We start from the raw sequence: 17,074 nt of genomic DNA, 5'->3' as shown, positions 1-17,074 counted from the left end.
CTTCAAAATATGTTAAAAATCCTAAAGTTGTTAAATTCAATTTGTTTTCCTCCTAAATGTGCATATCATTTGTAATTAATCGATAAAAACATAAAAAAACCTTATCTCTGCGCAATTCGGCAGTTACAAGGTTCACAGGCACATTTAAGAGAATATACAAATCACCACAATCGTGAATTAAATCTCACTACAACTAGTGGTCAAATGGTATATTTTAGGCGTGTGAAACTGAACAAACCGAATTGCAGTTCGTTAAAAACGGATCTATTCATCATGTCACATCACCTACTTCCGATTTAGTTATTTTCAATATAGCGAAATATTCCGAAATTGTCAATTATAATCTAATAATCATTTATCCACTCCCCCCCTGCATACAATGAACAAGACCACTATTTCCGAAGGAGATGTTGAATTGTCAAAAATCATTTCTATCAGTACATACCAACCACCGTACACATTACAACAGACAAATGCGGAGGAGCTAACGAAGGAGCTTTTTCATGCAAAGATTCCTAAATTAGAACGCTACTTAAAAGTTTTTGAGAATGGTGGTATTGCAACACGCCATTTTTGTGTGCCACCAGAATGGCACCGTACCGATCATTCGTTTGAGGAACGTAACGATTTATATATTGAACTAGCTACACAATATAGCGTTGACGTCATTCAAGCCTGTTTACAAAATGAAGCGTTTTTACAATCACCGATTTCTCCAAAAGACATTGATGCCATCATTTTCGTGAGTTCTACTGGCATTTCCACACCAAGTATTGATGCACGAGTTATGAATAAACTTCCTTTTTCAGACAGACTTAAACGTATTCCACTCTGGGGACTTGGTTGCGCTGGTGGTGCGGCCGGCGTTAGTAGAGCCTATGATTTTTGTCGTGCCCATTCAGAAGCAAAAGTTCTTGTCGTTTGTGTCGAGCTTTGTAGTCTAACCTTTCAGCCAAATGATTTTTCAAAAAGTAATTTAATCGGTTCCTCTCTTTTTGCAGATGGAGCCGCATGCATACTCGTCTGTGGAGATGAAGTGAATATTACAGTAAAAAAATCAGTACCTGCTATTATCGGGACTGGATCTAAATGGATGCCAGATTCAGAAAATGTTATGGGTTGGAATATTAAAAATAATGGTCTACATGTCGTTTTTCAGAAAAGTATTCCTGCCATAATCACCAATTGGCTCGGGCCATTCATTGAACAATTTTTATTGGAACATGAGCTATACAGTGAACAGCTTAACCATTTCATTGCACATCCTGGCGGTAAAAAAGTGTTAAAAGCTTATGAGGATACTCTGTATCTAGCTTCCAAAAAAACTGATATTTCTCGGGAAATATTGAAATTTCACGGAAATATGTCATCTCCAACGGTGCTATATGTATTGGAGCAATTTATGTTAAACGAAGGACAAGTAGAGGATACTGGTTTGCTCGTCGCTCTCGGCCCTGGCTTCTGTGCTGAAGCTGTATTACTTAAATGGAGGGAGTAGCATGATTATTTACATTATTTTAGTCCTCGTCATTCTACAAAGATTGACAGAAGTTTTCATTGCAAAACGTAATGAAAAATGGATACTTTCACAAGGGGCATATGAAGTTGGTTCCTCTCATTATCCATATATGGTTTCCTTACACGTAGGTTTTTTCTTATTTTTAATTATTGAAGTAGTTACTAATCATAAAAGTTTATCGCCTTTATTTCCGGTATTGTTCTTACTATTTATTGCCGTTCAAGCATTACGCATTTGGTGTATTCGTTCACTAGGGTCTTTTTGGAACACAAAAATACTCATATTGCCTGATGCCAAAGTTGTACGAAAAGGCCCTTACACATTTATGCGACACCCTAATTACGCTGTAGTTTGTTTAGAAATTATTCTTCTGCCATTAATGTTCCAAGCGTATTTTACAGCATTTTGCTTTACACTTTTAAATGTGACAATGCTGTCCGTACGCATTCCAATTGAGGAAAAGGCATTGCGAGATGCTACAAATTATAATCATGTATTTCAAAAAAAGATTTCGGAATCCTAGCCGAAATCTTTTTTGTTTATTCCACGGTAATCTCCTAATAACATAAAAAAGAAGCTGTTTCCTCTTACTTTGAAACAACCTCCACGACAACATACTTTATACAGTTTTATTAGTATATATTTCTATAGTTAACTCGTTTAATTTGTGCTCCAAGTCATCAAGCAAGCGTAATTTATGATTCAACTGCTTTTCAAAATCCATTGATTGAGCCAATACTTTATTTACTTGAGCATCTAAGTTTGTAAGTACCTCAGGATTCATTATCGCTTTTCCGCTCAAAGAAAACTTATGTTTTTTTACATCCGCTAATCCTTCCGATAATTTTTCTATCTCAGTGCTTTTCCACTCTATTTCTTTGGCTAATTGCTTATTAAGATTGTTTGAATTAGCTTGTTCTAAACGAGATCCTTCAATGGCTTCAATTATAGTCTTCATTTGTTGGCTAATATCCTTTGTAAAAACATTCAACTTATTTTCAAGGCTATCTACTAAAGTCTTATAATTAGCATCTGAATTCACAGAAAGAATTTCATCTTTAGTAGACTTTAACGCTTCCTTTATTAGCTTATTTTTTGCACGCAGTTCTTCTAATTCTTTTAATAACCCTTCTATCGAAGAAAGTTGTTTTTTCTTCTGGATTTCTCTTGCTTGTATATCTTCATAGTAAGTTTTTAGTTTTTTTTCATGTTCTCTCTTCTGCTTTAAAAGCTCCATCGAAAGATCCTTTTTCTGTATCATTAATTGAACATTTTCTCGCTCTAATCTCAGTACTAGTGAATAATAATCACTATCTCTGAGCCTTTTAACTTCATTTTTATATTTCGCTAATTCGGCTCTTAAAAAAATGATCATTTGCTGCAGCTGAACAGGATCATTGTTTTTAACAATATCATTATCCACACTTGCACCCCCTATCACGACAATTTTTTAAGTAAACTAATCACTTCTTCAAATTGCTCCTTACTATCCTCTAACATCTCATCAAGTTGCTTAATAATCTTAATTTCTATTTCCTCATCACCAATTTCTCCAGTTTGGCTCTTTTCTCCTGACATTAAATAGGCAATAAGTAGATTCAATGTGCCTTTTTCGAGATAAGCAAAGCTGTTATTTTTCATATTACTAGAGTTAGATAGATTCGTAAGCTGTTCCTTTATTAGTTGATGGACAACACTATCAATTTTTTGATTTATATTTTCAGACTCATTCATTTTAATCCTCCTGTGTATGACTAATTCCATTGAGATTAATAGGATTTAAGACAACGACACCATCTTTTAGCTGATCACAATATGTAAAACCCATGATACTTCCTGAATAAGAAAAATTATGACCCCATTTGATTTGAAAGTTAGGGAATGATAGTGTTTCGTTTGGCTCTAACGTTGTTTTTCCTATAGGTCTAAGCCAGAATTCCTCCTTGCTTGATTGATCATTGATTCGCTCCCAGCTACTGTTTCCTTTTAATTTTGGTGCGAAATGTTCGTAGACATACCTTCCAGAGAAAGAGAATGGAGAGTCTTCAGGCAGTTTTATACATAGATACGGATTTGTTATAGGCTGATTACCTATATTACGAATATGATAAGAGCCCAAGCATAAGCTCTCCTCATCAGGATTATAAGAAATATTGAACGAGGATGTGAAATAACTAATGATGTTGACACTATCCGGAATAATAAGCTCCTCAACCGTTTTTTTTATTTCATGAACATAAAAATCCGTTTGTTTTTTAAGTTCATTTATCTTTTCTTCTACATGACCGATACGAGTAGTCATAATTAGTACCCCCTTGCCAATAGTATTAAATTAATCAACTCACTGTCTGAAATCCTTTCATAAAAAAAAAGAGAGGATTATCCTCTCTTTACAATATGATTTTCTTCTATGTGTTAGTACCATTAGCCGACAGGTGGGAATACAGCTGGGCATTGCGCTGGGCGAACTACACCCGGACATGCAAACGGTAATTCTGCTCTTGGCTCGCAGAAAGTCGCTAAGAATTCCACAGTAACTGGGAATGTAGATTGAATACTTTGGCAAACTGATATAGTAACTGTTAATGCAGTAAACGTAATTGTGCCTTCTCCAGCAGTTAGAGTTCCTGTTGAACAAACGAAACAATCTAAATCTGTGAATAAAATTTCTACATCTGTCCCTTTCGGCGCGCATAATGTAACTTGTTCACAACGTGAAATTGTAATAGGATTGCTTGTAAACTTAGTACCATTTGGTAAAGTAACAACTAACGTAACAGTAAAGTTCTTTTGAATAGTCAGATTTTGAAGACATACCGTTGCACCATCAATAGTGAATTGACGATTCTCACGGTTCAAAATAACAATAGGATTAGTTGCTCTTGGAACTACATTACATGTAACCATTGCACCAGTTAAATCAGTCGTTGCTGTTACTCCTGGAAAAGCAATTGGGCCAGTAGGGGAAAACTCAAACGTAGCTTCCTTTACAATCCAGTCAAACACCTTATCGACGTTTATACAAATTTGTTCCTGCGCCTGGGATGGCATATTATCTTGCATCCTTTTGACACCTCCATATTTTTTTTACCTTTCGTTTGTATCTTATGTTTTCTGACTAAAAGTGCATGGGCTAAAAAGTAATTTGTTCTGATTTTTATTAATCAATTATGTCTCGGCATAATTGTAGCTGCCGCTTCGTTTTCGCTACAGAAAATAATTGCTGAAAGAAGTTAAAATACTTAAGTATCAATATGTATCGTTTTTGCTTACATATCCTCTTCTTAAGGAGAAACTAAAATATTTGAAAGGACCGGTATATTTGTAACAGAAAGTAAATATTTTTAATAAAATATTAATGGACTGAAAGGGGTGAAATGCAATGGAAGATTCGAAATTGTACTGCACTCAAGACATTGAAAAGTGGAAGCAAAAATTAGAAGCCTACAAGGACACGTTAGCTTCATTAAAAACGGGAACTTCAATTGAAGATTATCTATTTATGAAAATGGACTTTGACGGGATTAAAACGCAAATGGAACTTTTAGAAGGGCTAACTGAAACAATTGATGATAAGCAAAATTCACAAATCAATGGCTATGAGGAGCAGATAAAACTGCTATCGGCACAAATTGAGTCTCTGAATCAAATGATTGAGGAAATGAACCTAGAAATACTAAAGGTTTTAAACAAATTACTCACGATTGAAAATACTGAAGCTCCAACCACTACACCTAAAACTGAAAACACATCTAAATCTATTGCTAACGGTGTACAAAGCGACCCGATCATTACACAGACAACAAGTCAATCGGCGGTTGCATTAAAACAACCATCTTATAAAATGTTACAAAGTCTGGCAGGTAAAGCAAGAAATGCGCAATTAGATGTAAATAACGGTATACCTTCTACTCACAATGGAAATCAAAGAAATGTACCCGAAGATCGCCATTTTAATCAACAATATTTTCAATCAAAAAATACTCATCCAAGCCAAATATATAATGGTTTATATAGAAATACTACTACAGAATCCACCTTCCATTTTAAAAACACTACCAATGCACAGGAAATTCCAATTAGTGTTTATGAATCTAATACTTTACCGAACGCCGAGATCCATAATTCCACTGACAATGACCTTAATTCGGAAGGCTCAGCTAATTATAGAGAATCCGAAGATATTAATAACACTGTCACTTTAGATGGAATGAGCTCTGTAATAGCAAATGAACCTTCCACTCCTGTAACTTCTGAAGTAGTTAATGAACCTATCCATACACCCGCCATTCTTGAAGCATCTGATACTGTCAATACACCTGTCATTCTTGAATCCGCTGATACTGTTAATGCACCTGTCATTCCCGAAGCAGCTGATACTGTTAATGCGCCCGTCATTCCTGAAGCAGCTGATACTGTTAATGCGCCCGTCATTCTTGAAGCAGCTAAGGTGGTTAATGAGCAGGGGGACGTAAATAACTCCTCTATTTTAAAAAGTGATGAATTCGAGATTTTTGAACCTACTTCAGAGGAAGTGTATGAAACCCATACACCAATTGAAGAGACAAACAAGCAACCTGAGCAAAAAGAAGAATCCGCCGAAGAAGGTCATAAAAAAGAGAAAGGCTCTTTATTTTTCAATTTCTTTCGAAAATGGAGTTAGTTTAAAACTGCGGTGTACAGTGCATAGATTTATACGATTATATGATGAATACGTCCAATAAGTATGAAAATACATATTGGACTTTTTTATGTTCGATTGAAAAAATAAGTCCCATCAGTTAGTAGCCTTAAAATGCCAAAGCCTTTCTATAGAAGCTTCAAAAATTCCACATATATAAATTACGATTTAGATAACTGCCCTTTCCCCCTAATCTTAGCTGAATAGAATAATGGAGAAAGGGGGTGTAAAAATGTGTATGAATAATTCAATGTGCGGCTCTAATAATCAAAATGAGTGTCATGCGCTTGGTCCTTTTGAAGCTATAGACGCTGCATGTATTACTACTCCACCAGCAACAGGCTCCATTATCCCATTCTCATCAGGAATTGTGCCTGTTATTTTAACATCAGTTCTTGGCGGTGCGATCGGTACAGTAAGTTTGGTAGGATTCGGTACTTCTATTCCAGGGGTAACTCTTACTGGCACAAATATAGATTTAACAGCTGTTACAGGAACGGAAGCCTTTTCAGTTCCACGTGATGGTACTATTACATCTATTTCTGCATCTTTGTCTGCAACAGTTGCTGTAACCCTTACAGGAACAACAACAGTCAGAGCACAAATTTACCGCGCGGTTGCGGGAAGTAATGTTTTCAGTCCTACAGATGCATTTGTTGATTTAGCTCCTGCTCTGTCAACAATAGCAGTAGGTACTATTACATTTGGTACTAGAAACGTTACACCAGTGTCAGTAGCTGCTGGTGATCGTTTATTAATGGTGTTCTCCATTACTTCCTCAGGGATTGTTGCTGCTGTCGAAGGTAACGCAAGCGCAGGAATCAATATTGTATAAGAGATACTATTGAATTAGATAAAAGGTTAGCTTACAGTATCATCACCCGTTCAAAATTTTAAAACACTCAAAATTAATTTAAGTGTATAATAGGCGATTTTCTTCAAATCAAGAAATCGCCTATTTTTAGATACAAAAATTATAGCCTTTATTTCGCCAAAGCAATCTGAATATGTGCAAGGTGATGCTTCCCATGCCAAGCATATAAAGCTAAGGCTTTTTCAAGAGTCATTAACCCTGAATCCGGATGATGAAACGCTCGCTGTAATTGCTCTTCTGTTAAGCTTTTCAGCAAATAAACCCAACGTTCATGTAAGCCCTCAATCATTTTATATGATGTTGAGACAGGCATTTTTGAACCCGGGAGCTTTGCCCATTCTTCCTCATTGTAAGGCTTAATCGTTGGAGCGTCCTCTGTCAAAGCTAGCTTAAAACGGATAAAGCTATTCATATGACTATCTGCAATATGGTGGACAAGCTGCGTAACCGTCCAACCATTTTCTCGGTAGGATTTTTTTAATGCTTGTTCACTCGCACCATTAAGTGCCTCTGCTATTTGTTTAGGTAATTGACGAATATCCTTCATCCATTCCTGTACTTGCTGTGCTGTAACTACTTCTGGAAATTGAAATTGTCCAATTGGATATCGTAAGTCGGTCATGTAGCTCTCCTCCATTTCTATTTTCTTACTTTTTATATTACCAATTTTATATTTTTGTCGCCATTCGCATTAATTCTTCTATGCAAAACCCTCATTTTGTAAGAATTTCATCTTACAAAACGAGGGTCATTGTGTGAATTATTCACTCTCTATTCATTTATATCGTAAATTAACGTATCAAAGTAACTTTCATTAATATACAGTAAAATTGCCCATTCACCGGGTTTTGGTATCTTTACACTTGAAGGTGTATGAGCATCTGCACCATTAACAGGTCCATCAAGCCCTATAGTCCAACCATCTACTAAGATAGGATGCACTGTTTTAGATTCTTTATGATACCCGACAATGGTTAACTTGCTATCACGACCTTCTTCAATTCCCCAAAGATGCCACATCCATTTTTGTGTGTTTAAACTTGGCATATTGGCCCCGATAACACCTGATTTATTTGCATTACCGACAATACCTCTGTCTCCAAATTCTACTGCCTTTTTGTCCCAATCAATTGATTTAAAGTCACTTTCTTGCACAAAGTCAGGTAAATTATTTGGCAGAGCAACTGTCTTCTCATTCATTGTACAGCCCACCAACAATAACCACACTGTTATCATAAGTACCCATCGCCTCATTACTACACTCCCTACAAGTCATAGTTATTTCCTATGAAACGAATGTATCGAATAAATTGTTACAGAGTATTCCGAAAAATTTATACGAACTATTATTTTATAGACCTCATCACAAATTTAACCAACGACTTTAACGGATGAATAATCGTTTGCTCGCTCCAGGGTCTCGGGCCAACACGATGTTGGTCACGAAGGCGTTATCACAGGACGTGATGGTTTTAGCCTTCGTTCCTCTATTGCTGATCCCCAAAGAGTCGCCCAGTCTCCACTCCAATCAACTTATATGCATGGCATACGTTTTAAGAAATGACATCCACAACTTTTGGTAATGAGCCAAAATAAAGTTCAATTATCAAAAACTCCCTTTAATTTAAAATACAATACAATGTACTTTTAATCACAAATAAACCGCATTACCATAAAATAATGCGGTTACTTCTGTTTATTTTTTGTTCACAAAACGTATTGCTCTACTCATAACAGTTGGGACGATTGAAGCATGATTTTCCTCCGACGCTTCATAGAAGGATATATCCATGATTTTCTGTAATTTATTCGCAATTTGTTGCGCATCATCCACCATAAAGGTTTCAAACTCCCCCACACCGATGAATAATTTTTCGTAAGCAAATGGACGCTCTTTTAAAAATTTTGATGCATAACTGAATAGTTCATGCTCATTCCACCAAATAGAAGGGCTAATCGCTATATAACGTTGGAAGCTTGCTTGATGATGGAATAATTGCCACAGCACAAAATAACCTGCTAATGAATGCCCAAACAGTGCTTCATGCTGCATATTTACAGGGAATTGAGCCTGAATACTTGGCTTTAATTCCTCCTCTAAAAATCTACTAAAGTTCTCTGCTCCTCCATGTTTCTCATGGCCCTTACCTTTAAATCTTGCAGGATAACTATACGTTTCGGCTTGTCCTGTAAAATCAAAAAATCGTCGTTCATGCATGTCAGCACCATGCCCAATGCCAACAACAACGGCTGGTAAGACTCCTGTTTTAGGTGCATTCCGACTTTGTAGGCGAACCGCTTCCTTTACAAGATGGAAATAAGACGAGCCATCTAATACGTATAAAACTGGAAAACCTCCTACCGGTACTTCTCCATTCGGTACATAGATATTTACCGTATACGTATAATCCGTAAACTTCGAAGTAATTTGCTGCGTCGAATAATCAAGTTCCTTCGCGACTTTCTCCTCAATCATTTGTCGGCCTCCTTCATAACATCATAGCCATAACATACTGGTGTTTTCGTAACTGGATCTTCCATAATACGTGCATTAATATTGAATACGCTACGCATAACATCTACACATAAAATTTCCTCAGGTGTTCCAGTTCTCATTACAGCCCCCTGCCTCATTGCAATTAAATGATCTGAATATCGTGCCGCGTGATTAATATCGTGCAATACCATAACAATCGTACAACGATGCTCTTCGTTTAAGTTTTTCACAATTTCTAGCACCTCTAACTGATGTGCCATATCTAAATAGGTTGTCGGTTCGTCTAATAGCAAAATACTCGTTTCTTGCGCTAAGGCCATTGCAAGCCATACACGTTGGCGTTGACCTCCGGAAAGCTGAGAAAGCTCTCGATTTCGGTACTCCATCGTATTTGTCACCTTTAAAGCCCATTCAATCATTTCCTCATCCTTTTTCGTTAAGCGATTAACATTATTACGATGTGGATAACGACCATAAGCAATAAGCTCCTCTACCTTTAACTGACCCGGGGCAATTGGCGTCTGGGACAAGATAGCGAGCTTTTTCGCAATTTCCTTCGTCGATAAATTTTGCATGTTTTGATCCTGTAAATAAACCGTGCCCTGCTGCTTCTTTAATATACGACCAATTGTTTTTAACAGTGTAGATTTCCCACATCCATTGGGACCTATAATGGTCGTAACTTTTCCTTCTTCTATTGTTAAATTCAAGCCTTCAAACACACTAACCTGCTCGTAGCCAGAAGATAAATTTTCCATTCTAAATGCAGTTTGCACACTTTTTCCTCCTATGCCTTCGATTTCACTAGTAAATATAAGAAGTACGGAATCCCAATAATCGAGACAACAATACCAACTGCCAGCTCAGAAGGCGCAAATACTGTTTTTCCTATAAAATCAGCTAAAACAAGTAGTCCCGCGCCTATCAACGCACTTACTGGCATGACATAACGATGTTGTATACCAACAAGCTGTTTAGCAATATGTGGTGCCATTAATCCAATAAAGCCGATACTACCTGATACCGATACACAAGCACTTACTAAGCCGACGCTTGCCAACAACAGCTTCATTTTCTCTTTTTCTACCGCTATCCCTAAGCTAGTAATACTATCCTCTTCTAATTGAAAATAATCGAGCAAATATGATTTCCGATAAACATAAAAGCCTAATAAAATAAGCCACGGCAGCATAGTCACAACAAATATCCAGTTTGCATTATAAATAGAGCCTGCCATCCAAACTGCTGCATTTTCATAATCTTGAGCATTCATTTTCAATGATAAAAACAGTGACAATGCCCCAAAGCCACTATTAATCGCAATCCCCGTTAAAATTAGTCGTTGCATATCTAAATGACCATTTTTTCGGGCAAATGAGAAAATCAACACAGCTGCCATAGCGCCACCGACAAATCCAAAAATCGGCATCATCAAAATGGAGAACCAGCTACTCATATCTGCAGATGTGAGACGTAATTGAAAGAAAAACATAAATATGACCACTGCTGCACCAGCACCAGCATTAATCCCTAATATCCCCGGGTCTGCTAGGCCATTACGCGTAATACCTTGTAGTACAACCCCTGCTATCCCTAGGCCAACACCTACTAATGCTGCAATGACAATGCGTGGTAAACGGAATTCAAAAATGACAAGATCAAATTTTGGATTTGGTTCAATGCGTAGCAATGTTTTTAAAACATCCATCACCGACATATCAAAGACACCATTTGTCAGATGGAGATAGCTGGCGCCTAAAATAAATAATATGAGGACGGAAACAGTCATAACGAATACACTTGAGGTTTTTTTACGCACGTTTTTCACCTCCGTGTTTACGAACTAAATATAAGAAGAATGGGACACCAACCAAGGCCGTTAATACACCGATTGGAGTTTCGAATGGATAATTAACAAAGCGACTAAGTAAATCACAGAGCGCTAAGAAAAACGCACCTATTACAGCTGCACAAGGAATAATGAAGCGATAATCGACTCCAACAAGGAAACGTGTAATATGAGGAATGACTAACCCTACAAAAGCAATCTTTCCAACAAGTGCAACAGCTGTACCTGTTAAACAAACAACAGCAAGCATACTAATAATTTTCACCGCTTTTGTTTTTTGTCCAAGTCCAATAGCGATATCTTCGCCTAGTGAAGTTATTGTAATAGCCTTAGCTGACAATAAAGCAAGAACTAAACCAACTAGCCCGAATGGAATCGCTAGCACGAGCATATCCATATCCACCATATGTACCTTTGTGTTATACCAAACACTTACCGTTTGTGATACTTGAAAATACATCGCAACGGCTGTAGCAATACTGCTTAAAAACGTGCCAATGACGGTTCCAATAATGGCCAGCCTTACTGGTGATAAACCATTTCGAATTAAAGAGCCAAAACCAAAGACAATCCCTGCTCCTAATGCTGAACCGAGCATTGAAAGTAAAATCATTTGGTAATTAGGAAGCCCTGGGAAAAATACTATTGCTAACGTAATCATAAATGCAGAACCATCATTCACTCCCATTAGTGAAGGGGACGCTAAATAATTTCGTGTAATACCTTGCATCACTGCCCCAGCTACTGCTAAAAATGCTCCCACCAGTAAAACTGCGGCAATTCTAGGGATACGCCCTGTTCGAATTATTTGATGATCCACATTTGAAGGGTCAAATGCAGTAATCGCCTGCCACACCGTAATTGCGCTAATGTCTTTTGTGCCGTACATAACGGATACTAATGCCACAATCGCAATTAGAAATGGAGAGGCTGCTACTATTGAAAATGCCACCATGTTTGTTTTTTTCAACTTCCACACCTTTTTCTATATCAATTATGCCTCGGCATAATTCCGTGACATCCACCAGAGGCTTTATCTTATAAAAGGCTGGTAATAGCCTGGTGATACCACCAAATCTACTACCAGCCTATCTAAATTATTTAAGTAATTTTTCAGCGGCAATATCTAAGAATTTCACCTTAGACCATGCAGTACCACCTTGTGCTAAAGGTTCAATTGCATTCACGAAAACCTGTTTATTTTGTGATGCCTTTAGGCTTGCGAAAATCGGATTTTTTTGTAGCTCTTCTAACGCTTTTGGTGCATCAGCATTTTCTGATTCCTCGAATTGAAGGAAAATAGCATCAGGATTAACCTCTGCTAATGTTTCAAGCGATAGCTCGGCCTGTGCCTTTGCTGTTTTTAAAACCTCTGGTATCGGAGCCCCTAAATCTTCATATAGAACAGGGTTTAAGTAAACGCCTGCTGGATAGATATACATTATGCCACCACGTACTCGAATAACTAGAACCTGCTTGTCCGCTAATTGCTCTTTAGATTTCACTTGAGAATCAGCAACCTTCGCTTCATAATCAGCAATGATTTTTTTCGCCTCATCTTCTTTACCTGTAAGCTGGGCAAGTAATGTTAGATTCTCTTTCCAATTTGTAGAGACATGTGAATATGGAATCATCGTTTGAATTTTTTTAAGCTTTTCAGCCATTTCCTCAGGGTATTTTGAGGAACCTAAAATAACATCTGGATCAAGTTTAAGAATGGCTTCAGTATTCGGTGTCATTTTATTTCCAACAAGCTCAGCACCTTCTAATTCAGAAGCAAGATATGATGGAATTTTCCCACCGATATCAAGTACACCAACAGGCTTAATACCAAGCATCGCTGCATCTTCCATAGATTCCAAGCTTGCTGCTACAATGTTGTTCACTTCTGCAGGAAGTTCATATTTTTCGCCTAAGTATGTAATCGTCTGTGTTTTCGCCTGATTTGTTTGTGTTTCTGTCGCACTAGTTTCTGCAGCATTATTTGTAGATGTATTAGACTCTTCTGCTTTATCCGTTCCACACGCAGCCAAGGATAATGCTAATAGAGCAGGTGCACACATTTTAAAATATTTATTCATAGATATTCTCTCCTAACGAACTTGATTATATTGATAATGATAATCATTTTCATTTATAAGTCAATAGAATTTATTATTTTAATTGATATTCATTATCATTTACGGTTACTATCCTAACAAAGAAAAAACTTATTGTGAATGGACAATTTCATGAATCTCATGGACTTTTGCCGATTTTTGAACAATAAAAAAGCTGATTCTTTTTTCAAGAAACAACTTTTTATACGTATTTAGCTTCCTCAATCATTAATTTCCGATAAGCTGTCGGGGACATTCCAATACATTTTTTAAATACTCGACTGAAATAAAAACAATCTGCATATCCTACACATTCAGCTATTTCCGCTACTGGTGAATCGTCATATTTTAATAACTCCTTCGACCGTCGTATGCGATATTCCGTTAAATAAACGCTAGGATTCATCCCAGTATGCTGTTCAAACAAATAGGCAAACCTACGACGCTCCACGCCAAATTCTTCAGCAATTTTCGAAACAGAAAGTTGTTTAGCATAATTCTCATGTATATACTGTAAAGCTTGCTCTATCTGTTCACTAGCAGTATCGAGAACCTTCACTTTTGCCGACATAAGAATGGCTTCCAATAGATTCATAAATAAAGTCTTTGCTTTGAATATTGACATATTATCTGGCATTGCTTGGCTTTCTACTAACTGCTGTACATAGTCAATAATTTTTGTATGATAGCCTGTATTGATTAAAAAGTGCTGATCTGAAAATGGATATTGGGGTATTTCTTCAGGAGGGATATGATAATGAACAACTGCATACTCCCATTCCTTATCATCTGAAGCTTTAATTTCGATTGGCATTTGTGGCCCTGCATGTACGACCATACCCGGCTCCATTTCATAAGGAATACCGTTAAAGCTAAATATAGCACTACCCGCAAGCGGCACAACCAAACCACACTTCCCAGGGGCTGTTGTTCGACCAATATCTATTTGACCTGGCTCCATCTTATTTGTAAAAACATCCGTAAAACTTACAGATGCATGTGCATAGTAACCAATTAAATGCTTGATATCCACTTTAAAGCTCCTATATTCTGGATTTGTGAGAAATGATGTAAATCATGATCTACTAAACTAGCAAAATAACCGTAAAGTGTTAATTCTGAAGCACCTATTGTGAAAGGCTGTCGCCATTGCTCATCAACTATTTGATAAAGTGCGTCAATTAGCTGCTGTCTCTGATTGATAAAATTGGCTATTGTCTCTTCTTTACTTTGTGCACGACTAGATTTTGCTGCATTAGCATTCATCTCTTCTACATCTGGCCCTTTTGGTAAGTCTTCTTCCGTAAAAAGAAACGGTAAACGTTGGTTTACCACGAATTCATCCCATGGAGTAAGATGGCCAATGACCTCTGCTACCGTCCATTTCCCAGGCTCTAAAGGAGTACGCCATTGTTCTTCTGTTATGTTTGCTAAACTTTCCACAAATACGATAGATTTTTCATAATGCGAGATTATTTGATGTTTATCGTGATACAAGTCATTAGCTCCTTCGCTTCATTTTAGTAGACAATCTGTAGCTTCGACCAACTTAATTCCCACTGCTTGTTACGAACTCTATTCAAATAAACCTCATGCATTGGAGACTCCTTCTGAAAATATGGTGTAGGAGCGACAATTCCAGAAACTAAGTGCTTGATACCATGAGGTGCAGCTATCTCAAGTCTTCCATTAGTAAGTCTCACACCAATAGCTGTCGGTATTTCTGGAAAATGAGCCATACCATCAATAGATGATTGATAAGGTTCATTATTATTTACTACATGCATTCTCGCTTGATTTTTCACAGACCAAGGCTTATTAGGTAAATACTTCGTCAATTCTTGTTCATACTGCTTCTCATATTTTTCTAAAGAGTTTAATTTATCAAAATATATCACATCAATATCAGCTAATGGTGTTCTATATTCCTTTTCATGTAAATGATCCCACACCTTCGAGCGAATAAATCCAGCACATACCCATGAATCAGGTAATTGTAGTTTCTCTAAAGTTGTTAAAATGTTCATCATCCATTCATCTGCTGTAATTAATCTTTTTAGCTCTTCTTCTGTTTTTATCAGTTTCATTCACCTCTGAATTTGTCATACCAATGCTTACGCTGTTTCCTTATTAATGATTCTCAGGTTTGTACCTTGCATAAATATCATTTATACAAAATGAAAAATAATATATTAGATTTATAAATTATTTACCCGTACCCTTTAACTAATAACGTTAAAGGAGACACTTATGAAAAAATCTTTTATTTTGATTGTGACCTTTGCCATTGTAATGGGACTTTCTTATACAAAGCTTTCACTGACACTCGTCGGTATCGGAATTATTGCTGCTTTTATCGGTACCCTTGCTGGAGGAGCTGGGCTAATTACGATTCCTGCTATGATGCTTGTTGGCATACCTATTCAAACAGGCATTGCTACGAATAAATTTTCATCGGGCATTGCAGCGTTGTCGAGCATCTTTTATCTTCTTTATCATAAGGAGCTTCGACTAGCAGCTATTATGAAATATGTCGCTGTAGCCATTGCAGGAGGCGTTTGTGGAGCACTCCTAACAGTATCTATCTCGGAAAAAACAATGAATATTATTGCTTGTATTCTACTTATATTCGCCTTATTTATAACGTTGAAAAATAAAGAATGGACTGTTAGCTCTGAAGAAAGTGACACTAAACATAGCAATAAATTATGGCAGCCATTTTTAATTGCGGTTTATGATGGCGGCTTTGGACCTGGCTCTTCAACCTTCAGCATACTACATTTTTTACGCTATCATTACTCCTACATAAAGGCAGTACAGCTCACACGCGTACTTATTTTCGGGAGCTGTACAGGGGCATTTATAGTATTTTACCAAACTGGTTTTATTCAATGGCCTTATGCAATTGCAATGGCAATAGGCTCCATTATCGGCTCTCAGCTCGGACTTTTAATTCTACCGAAAATTCCGATAAATGCAGCTAAAATACTTTTAATAATCATCATTTCATTACTACTTATTCAAGTAGCTATAAAAATAATTTAACTACTTAAATGTTCATGAATTAACTTCCATTCATTGTTTACGACAGTAAAAATATTCGTTGCTCTCCCGCTACCTGATACAAATTTTCCGTTATGATAGCCTTCATAATGGTATGTATAAATACAGGTAGCTGATTTTTCATCCACCGTAAGCCATTGGACATCGGTAGCCGAATAAACTTCTTCCCTTATCAAATCCCATGCATTATTGAAATAAGCCCCTATTTCTTCTACGGTCACGCATGTTTTATCCGAAAACCAATACACTGCTTGCGGATGCAAAATTTCCTTCACGTTATTAAAATCATGGGAATTTGTAGCTGCAATATAGCTCTCTAAAGCTTGTTGATATGGCATGGTAATTTCTCCTTTTTTAATCCACATTAAATTTTATTACTCAGAAATGCAAATAGCATGTTAGTCAGTTATTTTCACGCAATTGTGTAACCTGAGTGGGATAGATATATTTTAGTTAAGGGTAGAGACATAGTTTTTGCCAACTATTCAGAAG

20 protein-coding genes are annotated in these 17,074 nt (G+C 36.9%); 5 read left to right on the top strand and 15 right to left on the bottom strand.

Going from position 1 to position 17,074, the window contains the following annotated elements:
• Nucleotides 1-415: 415 nt before the first annotated feature.
• Nucleotides 416-1,498 carry a type III polyketide synthase gene (locus ACZ11_RS01935; protein WP_049663176.1) on the top strand — a complete coding sequence of 361 codons (1,083 nt, stop codon included), beginning with the start codon at nucleotides 416-418 and terminating at the stop codon, nucleotides 1,496-1,498.
• A 1-nt stretch (nucleotide 1,499) separates the two neighbouring features.
• Nucleotides 1,500-2,042 carry an isoprenylcysteine carboxyl methyltransferase family protein gene (locus ACZ11_RS01930; protein WP_049663172.1) on the top strand — a complete coding sequence of 181 codons (543 nt, stop codon included), beginning with the start codon at nucleotides 1,500-1,502 and terminating at the stop codon, nucleotides 2,040-2,042.
• Nucleotides 2,043-2,138: 96 nt separating this feature from the next.
• Here the strand turns inward: ACZ11_RS01930 and ACZ11_RS01925 are convergent, their stop codons facing one another.
• From ACZ11_RS01925 to ACZ11_RS01910, 4 genes are all read right to left on the bottom strand, one after another.
• Nucleotides 2,139-2,942, bottom strand: coding sequence for a hypothetical protein (locus ACZ11_RS01925; protein WP_049663169.1), 804 nt, complete (start codon nucleotides 2,940-2,942; stop codon nucleotides 2,139-2,141).
• 14 nt (nucleotides 2,943-2,956) lie between these two features.
• Entirely contained in the window at nucleotides 2,957-3,253 is a 297-nt protein-coding gene (locus ACZ11_RS01920; RefSeq protein WP_049663167.1) for a hypothetical protein, read from the bottom strand.
• 1 nt (nucleotide 3,254) lies between these two features.
• Nucleotides 3,255-3,821, bottom strand: a complete 567-nt coding sequence (locus tag ACZ11_RS01915) for a hypothetical protein (RefSeq protein WP_049663165.1) — start codon at nucleotides 3,819-3,821, stop codon at nucleotides 3,255-3,257.
• Between the two features lie 122 nt (nucleotides 3,822-3,943).
• Nucleotides 3,944-4,582, bottom strand: coding sequence for a BMQ_0737 family morphogenetic spore coat protein (locus ACZ11_RS01910; protein ID WP_049663164.1), 639 nt, complete (start codon nucleotides 4,580-4,582; stop codon nucleotides 3,944-3,946).
• Between the two features lie 319 nt (nucleotides 4,583-4,901).
• Between ACZ11_RS01910 and ACZ11_RS01905 the strand changes: the two genes are divergently transcribed.
• Nucleotides 4,902-6,182 (top strand): hypothetical protein, encoded by a 1,281-nt coding sequence (locus ACZ11_RS01905; RefSeq protein ID WP_049663161.1) that lies wholly within the window; start codon nucleotides 4,902-4,904, stop codon nucleotides 6,180-6,182.
• Between the two features lie 250 nt (nucleotides 6,183-6,432).
• Nucleotides 6,433-7,035 carry an exosporium glycoprotein BclB-related protein gene (locus ACZ11_RS01900; RefSeq protein WP_049663157.1) on the top strand — a complete coding sequence of 201 codons (603 nt, stop codon included), beginning with the start codon at nucleotides 6,433-6,435 and terminating at the stop codon, nucleotides 7,033-7,035.
• A gap of 148 nt (nucleotides 7,036-7,183) precedes the next feature.
• Here ACZ11_RS01900 and ACZ11_RS01895 read toward each other — a convergent pair whose 3' ends face one another.
• From ACZ11_RS01895 to ACZ11_RS01850, 10 genes are all read right to left on the bottom strand, one after another.
• Nucleotides 7,184-7,696 (bottom strand): YfiT family bacillithiol transferase, encoded by a 513-nt coding sequence (locus tag ACZ11_RS01895; RefSeq protein WP_049663155.1) that lies wholly within the window; start codon nucleotides 7,694-7,696, stop codon nucleotides 7,184-7,186.
• A 149-nt stretch (nucleotides 7,697-7,845) separates the two neighbouring features.
• Nucleotides 7,846-8,274, bottom strand: a complete 429-nt coding sequence (locus ACZ11_RS01890; protein ID WP_338048267.1) for a hypothetical protein — start codon at nucleotides 8,272-8,274, stop codon at nucleotides 7,846-7,848.
• Nucleotides 8,275-8,770: 496 nt separating this feature from the next.
• Nucleotides 8,771-9,550, bottom strand: coding sequence for an alpha/beta hydrolase (locus ACZ11_RS01885; RefSeq protein ID WP_049663151.1), 780 nt, complete (start codon nucleotides 9,548-9,550; stop codon nucleotides 8,771-8,773).
• Complete coding sequence (locus ACZ11_RS01880; protein WP_049663513.1) at nucleotides 9,547-10,329, bottom strand: ABC transporter ATP-binding protein; 783 nt, start codon at nucleotides 10,327-10,329, stop codon at nucleotides 9,547-9,549. The genes ACZ11_RS01885 and ACZ11_RS01880 overlap by 4 nt, the downstream gene beginning before the upstream one ends.
• Before the next feature lie 29 nt (nucleotides 10,330-10,358).
• Complete coding sequence (locus ACZ11_RS01875; protein WP_276525227.1) at nucleotides 10,359-11,390, bottom strand: FecCD family ABC transporter permease; 1,032 nt, start codon at nucleotides 11,388-11,390, stop codon at nucleotides 10,359-10,361.
• A complete protein-coding gene (locus tag ACZ11_RS01870) occupies nucleotides 11,383-12,390 on the bottom strand; it encodes a FecCD family ABC transporter permease (RefSeq protein WP_049663149.1) in 1,008 nt (335 codons plus the stop codon). The genes ACZ11_RS01875 and ACZ11_RS01870 overlap by 8 nt, the downstream gene beginning before the upstream one ends.
• Nucleotides 12,391-12,517: 127 nt before the next feature.
• Entirely contained in the window at nucleotides 12,518-13,501 is a 984-nt protein-coding gene (locus ACZ11_RS01865; RefSeq protein WP_049663147.1) for an ABC transporter substrate-binding protein, read from the bottom strand.
• A 220-nt stretch (nucleotides 13,502-13,721) separates the two neighbouring features.
• Nucleotides 13,722-14,552, bottom strand: a complete 831-nt coding sequence (locus ACZ11_RS01860; RefSeq protein WP_049663146.1) for a helix-turn-helix domain-containing protein — start codon at nucleotides 14,550-14,552, stop codon at nucleotides 13,722-13,724.
• The gene (locus tag ACZ11_RS01855) at nucleotides 14,534-15,016 is read right to left on the bottom strand and encodes a DinB family protein (protein WP_049663144.1); all 483 of its coding nucleotides are present in this window, start codon (nucleotides 15,014-15,016) and stop codon (nucleotides 14,534-14,536) included. Before ACZ11_RS01855 ends, ACZ11_RS01860 begins: the two co-directional genes overlap by 19 nt.
• 23 nt (nucleotides 15,017-15,039) lie before the next feature.
• Nucleotides 15,040-15,606: a nucleotidyltransferase family protein gene (locus ACZ11_RS01850; protein ID WP_049663142.1), complete on the bottom strand. Its 567-nt coding sequence runs from the start codon at nucleotides 15,604-15,606 to the stop codon at nucleotides 15,040-15,042.
• A 205-nt stretch (nucleotides 15,607-15,811) separates the two neighbouring features.
• Between ACZ11_RS01850 and ACZ11_RS01845 the strand changes: the two genes are divergently transcribed.
• Nucleotides 15,812-16,564, top strand: a complete 753-nt coding sequence (locus tag ACZ11_RS01845; RefSeq protein WP_236690762.1) for a sulfite exporter TauE/SafE family protein — start codon at nucleotides 15,812-15,814, stop codon at nucleotides 16,562-16,564.
• On the opposite strand, the gene ACZ11_RS01840 is transcribed toward ACZ11_RS01845, so the two are convergent.
• On the bottom strand, nucleotides 16,561-16,920 hold the full coding sequence (locus ACZ11_RS01840; RefSeq protein ID WP_049663137.1) for a YybH family protein: 360 nt from the start codon (nucleotides 16,918-16,920) through the stop codon (nucleotides 16,561-16,563). The two genes, ACZ11_RS01845 and ACZ11_RS01840, sit on opposite strands and share 4 nt — an antisense overlap.
• Nucleotides 16,921-17,074: the final 154 nt, after the last annotated feature.

The organism is Lysinibacillus xylanilyticus, assembly GCF_001183605.1.
Lineage (GTDB): Bacteria > Bacillota > Bacilli > Bacillales_A > Planococcaceae > Lysinibacillus > Lysinibacillus xylanilyticus.
Note: the sequence above shows the minus strand (reverse complement) of the source record. Positions and strands in the feature narration are given on the sequence as shown.

Coding starts and splice junctions, on each gene's coding strand:
- ACZ11_RS01930 (WP_049663172.1), top strand. CDS start 1,500: ATGATTATTTACATTATTTTAGTCCTCGTCATTCTACAAAGATTGACA.
- ACZ11_RS01920 (WP_049663167.1), bottom strand. CDS start 3,253: ATGAATGAGTCTGAAAATATAAATCAAAAAATTGATAGTGTTGTCCAT.
- ACZ11_RS01915 (WP_049663165.1), bottom strand. CDS start 3,821: ATGACTACTCGTATCGGTCATGTAGAAGAAAAGATAAATGAACTTAAA.
- ACZ11_RS01910 (WP_049663164.1), bottom strand. CDS start 4,582: ATGCAAGATAATATGCCATCCCAGGCGCAGGAACAAATTTGTATAAAC.
- ACZ11_RS01905 (WP_049663161.1), top strand. CDS start 4,902: ATGGAAGATTCGAAATTGTACTGCACTCAAGACATTGAAAAGTGGAAG.
- ACZ11_RS01900 (WP_049663157.1), top strand. CDS start 6,433: ATGTGTATGAATAATTCAATGTGCGGCTCTAATAATCAAAATGAGTGT.
- ACZ11_RS01895 (WP_049663155.1), bottom strand. CDS start 7,696: ATGACCGACTTACGATATCCAATTGGACAATTTCAATTTCCAGAAGTA.
- ACZ11_RS01890 (WP_338048267.1), bottom strand. CDS start 8,274: ATGAATGAGAAGACAGTTGCTCTGCCAAATAATTTACCTGACTTTGTG.
- ACZ11_RS01885 (WP_049663151.1), bottom strand. CDS start 9,550: ATGATTGAGGAGAAAGTCGCGAAGGAACTTGATTATTCGACGCAGCAA.
- ACZ11_RS01880 (WP_049663513.1), bottom strand. CDS start 10,329: ATGGAAAATTTATCTTCTGGCTACGAGCAGGTTAGTGTGTTTGAAGGC.
- ACZ11_RS01865 (WP_049663147.1), bottom strand. CDS start 13,501: ATGAATAAATATTTTAAAATGTGTGCACCTGCTCTATTAGCATTATCC.
- ACZ11_RS01850 (WP_049663142.1), bottom strand. CDS start 15,606: ATGAAACTGATAAAAACAGAAGAAGAGCTAAAAAGATTAATTACAGCA.
- ACZ11_RS01845 (WP_236690762.1), top strand. CDS start 15,812: ATGGGACTTTCTTATACAAAGCTTTCACTGACACTCGTCGGTATCGGA.
- ACZ11_RS01840 (WP_049663137.1), bottom strand. CDS start 16,920: ATGCCATATCAACAAGCTTTAGAGAGCTATATTGCAGCTACAAATTCC.